The organism is Streptomyces viridosporus (assembly GCF_002078235.1).
GTDB classification, from domain to species: domain Bacteria; phylum Actinomycetota; class Actinomycetes; order Streptomycetales; family Streptomycetaceae; genus Streptomyces; species Streptomyces viridosporus.
In genome coordinates, this window is sequence record NZ_MSGP01000406.1 from 1 (window position 1) to 4,379 (window position 4,379).

Annotated in this window: 4 protein-coding genes and 1 pseudogene; all 5 read right to left on the bottom strand. The window is 70.0% G+C overall.

What is annotated here, in order from left to right:
• The coding region (locus B7L92_RS26955) for a TerD family protein (protein ID WP_143626382.1) at positions 1-185 on the bottom strand (185 nt) is incomplete at its 3' end.
• A gap of 127 nt (positions 186-312) precedes the next feature.
• The gene (locus B7L92_RS26960) at positions 313-1,302 is read right to left on the bottom strand and encodes a zinc-dependent alcohol dehydrogenase family protein (protein WP_081239971.1); all 990 of its coding nucleotides are present in this window, start codon (positions 1,300-1,302) and stop codon (positions 313-315) included.
• Positions 1,299-2,165 (bottom strand): carbohydrate ABC transporter permease, encoded by an 867-nt coding sequence (locus tag B7L92_RS26965; protein WP_081239972.1) that lies wholly within the window; start codon positions 2,163-2,165, stop codon positions 1,299-1,301. The genes B7L92_RS26960 and B7L92_RS26965 overlap by 4 nt, the downstream gene beginning before the upstream one ends.
• Complete coding sequence (locus tag B7L92_RS26970; RefSeq protein ID WP_081239973.1) at positions 2,165-3,109, bottom strand: carbohydrate ABC transporter permease; 945 nt, start codon at positions 3,107-3,109, stop codon at positions 2,165-2,167. The genes B7L92_RS26965 and B7L92_RS26970 overlap by 1 nt, the downstream gene beginning before the upstream one ends.
• Positions 3,106-4,311, bottom strand: a pseudogene (locus tag B7L92_RS26975) (ABC transporter substrate-binding protein); the annotation flags it as partial. The gene B7L92_RS26970 and the pseudogene B7L92_RS26975, both read right to left, overlap by 4 nt.
• Positions 4,312-4,379 lie beyond the last annotated feature (68 nt).

The window sequence follows — 4,379 nt, forward strand, 5'->3', positions numbered from 1 at the left end:
CCGGAACGGTAGGTCACGCCGGGGCCGGCGGGCTGGTTGTAGAAGATGAAGTCGTCGTCGGAGCGCACCTTGCCGTCGGCGGCGAGCAGCAGGCCCGATACGTCGAGCCGCACCGGAGCGGCGACGTCCACCGTCACGCGGGCGGCGGAGAGGGGAATGTTCGAGCCAGGGGTCATAGCGGTCATGCCGGGTGAACGAGCGAGGGTGTTTTGCCGTTCCCTTACCCGGTGCCGTCCGGCGGGCCCGCGGATCTCCGCTCCCGCGGCCCTCGCCCGCCCCCGGGGAGGGCGAGGGCCGCGGGAGCGGGGAGTCCTACGGCACGACCACGATCTTCCGGCCCACCCCCGCCGCGAACTGCTCCAGCGCCTCGGGGTACCGCTCCAGCGGGACGCGGTCGCTGATGAAGACCTCCGGGTCCAGGACACCGCCCGCGAAGAGCTCCGCCGCCCGTTCGAAGCTGTGCAGGACCGCCATCGAGCCGGTGATGGTGATCTCCTGGTTGTAGATGCGGTACGGGTCGATCGTCACCCGCGTCGCGTAGTCGGCGACGCCGAACTGGAGGAAGGTGCCGGCCTTGGCGACGCGGCCCAGGCCGTCCTGGATCGCCGCCGCGTTGCCCGTGGCGTCGACGACGACGTCCCAGCCCTGCGGGCGGTCCAGCTCGTCGGCGTTCGCGGCCGCGGCCGACACGCCCAGCTTGCGGGCCGTCTCCAGGCGCGCCGGGTTCACGTCCACCACGTCCACGCTCGCCGCGCCGGTCCGCTTGGCCAGCTCCAGCATCATCAGGCCCATCGTCCCGGAGCCGTAGACCAGCACCCGGGCGCCCAGGCGGGACTGGAGCACGTCGTAGCCGCGCACCGCGCAGGAGAGGGGCTCGATCAGCACCGCGTCCTCGGTGCGGACGTGCTCGGGCAGCTTGACGCAGTTCGCCACCGGGGCCACCGCGTACTGCGCGGCGCCGCCGGCCGTGGTGACGCCGATCGCCCCCCAGCGTTCGCACATGTTGTTGTGGCCGATACGGCAGTAGCGGCACTCGTGGCAGTACAGGGAGGGGTCCACCGCGACCCGGTCGCCGACCGACACCTCCGTGACCCGCGTGCCGACGCCGACCACCTCGCCCGCGAACTCGTGCCCCGGCACGATCGGCAGCTCGGGCGCGAACTCGCCCTGGAGGATGTGCAGGTCCGTGCCGCACAACCCGCAGGCCGCGACCTCGACGACGACCTCGCGCGGCCCGGGCGTCGGGTCCGGGGCCTCGGTGACGACGACCCTGCCCACGGACTCGATGACGGCGGCCTTCATTTCACGGCTCCCAACGACAGGCCCTGGACGAGTTTGTCCTGGGCGGCGAACCCCGCGGCGAGCACCGGCAGGGAGATGACGAGCGACGCGGCGCACACCTTGGCCAGGAACAGGCCCTGGCTGGTGATGAAGGTGGTGAGGAAGACGGGAGCGGTCCCGGCGACCACGCCCGTGAGGACCCGCGCGAACATCAGCTCGTTCCAGCTGAAGATGAAGCAGATCAGGGCGGTCGCCGCGATGCCGGGCAGGGCGATCGGGGCGACCACGCGGCCCAGCACGGTCGGCAGCCGGGCGCCGTCGAGCTGGGCGGCCTCGATGATCGCGACCGGGACCTCGGACAGGAACGACTGCATCATCCAGACCGCGATCGGCAGGTTCATGGCCGTGTAGAGGATGACCAGCGCCCAGATGTTGTCGAGCAGGCCGGTGTTCTTCGCGAACAGGTAGATCGGCAGCAGAGCGGCCACCAGGGGCAGCATCTTGGTGGACAGGAAGAAGAACAGGACGTCGGTCCACTTCTTCACCGGCCGGATGGACAGCGCGTACGCGGCCGGCAGCGCGAGGAGGAGGGTCAGCAGGGTGGAGACCAGCGAGGCGGTCATGGAGTTGATCAGCGAGGGCCAGGGGCTGGCGCCGCCGGTCAGTCCGAAGAACTCGCGGTAGCCCTCCAGCGTCAGTGCGGCGGCCACGGACGGCGGGTTGGTCGCCGCGTCCGCCTCGGAGTGGAAGGACGTCAGCACCATCCACAGGACGGGCAGCACGAACACGATGCCGGCCAGCCAGGCGACGACGCCCAGGGCGGCCCCCCGGAACCGGCCGGGCGGCCGGCCGTGCCGCGGGGCGGTGGTGGCGACGGTGGCCATCAGCGGGACACCTCCTCACGGAACAGCGACGACACCACGCGCAGCGCGAAGGTCGCCAGGACGATCGAGCCGATCACGACGATGACCCCGGCCGCGGAGGCGAGGCCGTTCTCGTGCGCCTGGTAGAAGGTCTGGTAGATCGTGTACGGCAGGTTCGCGGTGCCCAGGCCACCGGAGGTGATGGTGAACACCGCGTCGAAGTTCTGCACGATGTAGATCGAGCCGAGCAGCACGCCGAGTTCGATGTAGCGGCGCAGGTGCGGCAGCGTGAGGTGCACGAACACCTGCCAGTCGCTCGCGCCGTCCATCCGGGCCGCCTCGACCAGTTGCGGGTCGCGGCTCTGCAGCCCGGCCAGCAGGATCAGCATCATGAACGGGGTCCACTGCCAGATCAGCGCGGCCTCCACCGCCATCAGCGGCATCTCGGAGATCCAGTCCGGCTGGGCGGCCCCGTCCCCGCCGACGGCGTGCAGGATGCCGTTGAACAGCCCGTACTCCGGGTTGAACAGCAGGTGCTTCCACATCAGCGCGGCGGCGACCGGCACCAGCAGGAACGGCGCGATGAGCATGGTGCGCACGGCGCCCCGGCCGCGGAAGCGGCGGTCCAGCAGCAGCGCCAGCAGCAGCCCGAGCAGCAGGCTGACCAGCACCACGGTGACGGTCAGCAGGATGGTCGTCCACACCGAACCGCGCAGGTCGGGGTCGGTCAGCACCTCGCCGTAGTTGGCGAAGCCGGCGAAGCCGCGCCGGTCGGGGTAGAGCGCGTTCCAGTCGAGGAACGAGATCACCAGGGTGGCCACGAAGGGCAGCTGGGTGACGACGATCATGAAGATCAGCGCCGGCAGCAGGGGCGCCCGGGTGGCCCAGACGCGCATGCGGTTCGGGCGCCGGGCCGTCGGCCGTCCGGAGACGGCGGCGGCCCGGGCCGGGGTCGTCAGGGTCATGATTCCTCGTACTTCTCGGCGACGGCCTCGGCGAGCTTCTGGGCCTTCTTCAGCGCGCTGTCCACCGACTGGCGTCCGGCGATGGCGGAGCTGATCTCCTGGGAGACCTTGGTGCCCAGGTCGGTGAACTCGGGGATGCCGACGAACTGGATGCCGGGCGCGGGCCGGGGCTGCACGCCCGGGTCCTCGGGCTTGGCGTTCGCGATGGCGTCCCGGGTGACGTCCGCGAACGCGGCGGCCTCCTCGCGGTACTGCGGTATGTCATAGGTCGAGGCGCGCTTGCCGGCCGGCACGTCGGACCAGCCGACCTTCTCGCCGACGAGCTTCTCGTAGTCCTTGCCGGAGGCCCAGGAGATGAACTTCCAGGCGTCCCCGGTGTTCTCGGACGCCTTCTGGATGCCCCATGCCCAGGTGTAGAGCCAGCCCGAGCTGTCGGTCTTCTCGACCGGCGCCGGGACGTAGCCGATCTTGCCCTTGACCGGGGAGCCGTCGGCCTCCAGGGAGCCGGCGCCGGCGGTGGCGTCGTACCACATGGCCGTCTTGCCCTGGGTCATGTTGTTCAGGCACTCCGCGTAGCCGGACTGGGCGGCGCCGGCCTCGCCGTGCTCGCGGACCAGGTCGACGTAGAACCGCGTGGCCTCCTTGAACTCCTTGGAGTCCAGCCGCGCCGTCCAGTCCTCGTCGAACCAGGTGCCGCCGAAGGTATTGACCACCGTGGTCAGCGGCGCCATGACCTCGCCCCAACCGGGCAGTCCGCGCAGGCAGATGCCCTTCATGCCGGAGGAGGAACCGTCGACCTTCGCGGCGATGTCGGCGACCTGCTTCCAGGTGGGCTTGTCCGGCATGGTCAGGCCCTCCTTCTCCAGGACGTCCTTGCGGTACATCAGGAAGGAGGACTCGCCGTAGAACGGCTCGCCGTACAGCTTGCCGTCCTCCGCGGTGAGCGCCCGGGTCATCGGCGGGAGGATGTCGTCCTGGTCGAAGGCGGTGTCCTTCTCGACGTAGGAGTCCAGCGAGTGCAACCACCCGTTCTTGGCGTAGATCGGGATCTCGTAGTTGCTCAGGGTGGCGACGTCGTACTGCCCGGCCTGGTTGGCGAAGTCCTGGCTGATCTTGTCGCGGACGTCGTTCTCCGGCAGGACGGTGAAGTTCACCTTGATGCCGGTGTCCTTGGTGAAGTGGGCGGCGGTCAGCTCCATCAACGTCCTGATGGTGAACAACCCGCAGATGGTGGAGCTGCAGAAGCTGACCGCCGCCCACTTCACCAAGG

Bases quoted from the DNA above. Each gene is read 5' to 3' on its own strand.
- B7L92_RS26960 (WP_081239971.1), bottom strand. From the start codon at position 1,302: ATGAAGGCCGCCGTCATCGAGTCCGTGGGCAGGGTCGTCGTCACCGAG.
- B7L92_RS26965 (WP_081239972.1), bottom strand. From the start codon at position 2,165: ATGGCCACCGTCGCCACCACCGCCCCGCGGCACGGCCGGCCGCCCGGC.
- B7L92_RS26970 (WP_081239973.1), bottom strand. From the start codon at position 3,109: ATGACCCTGACGACCCCGGCCCGGGCCGCCGCCGTCTCCGGACGGCCG.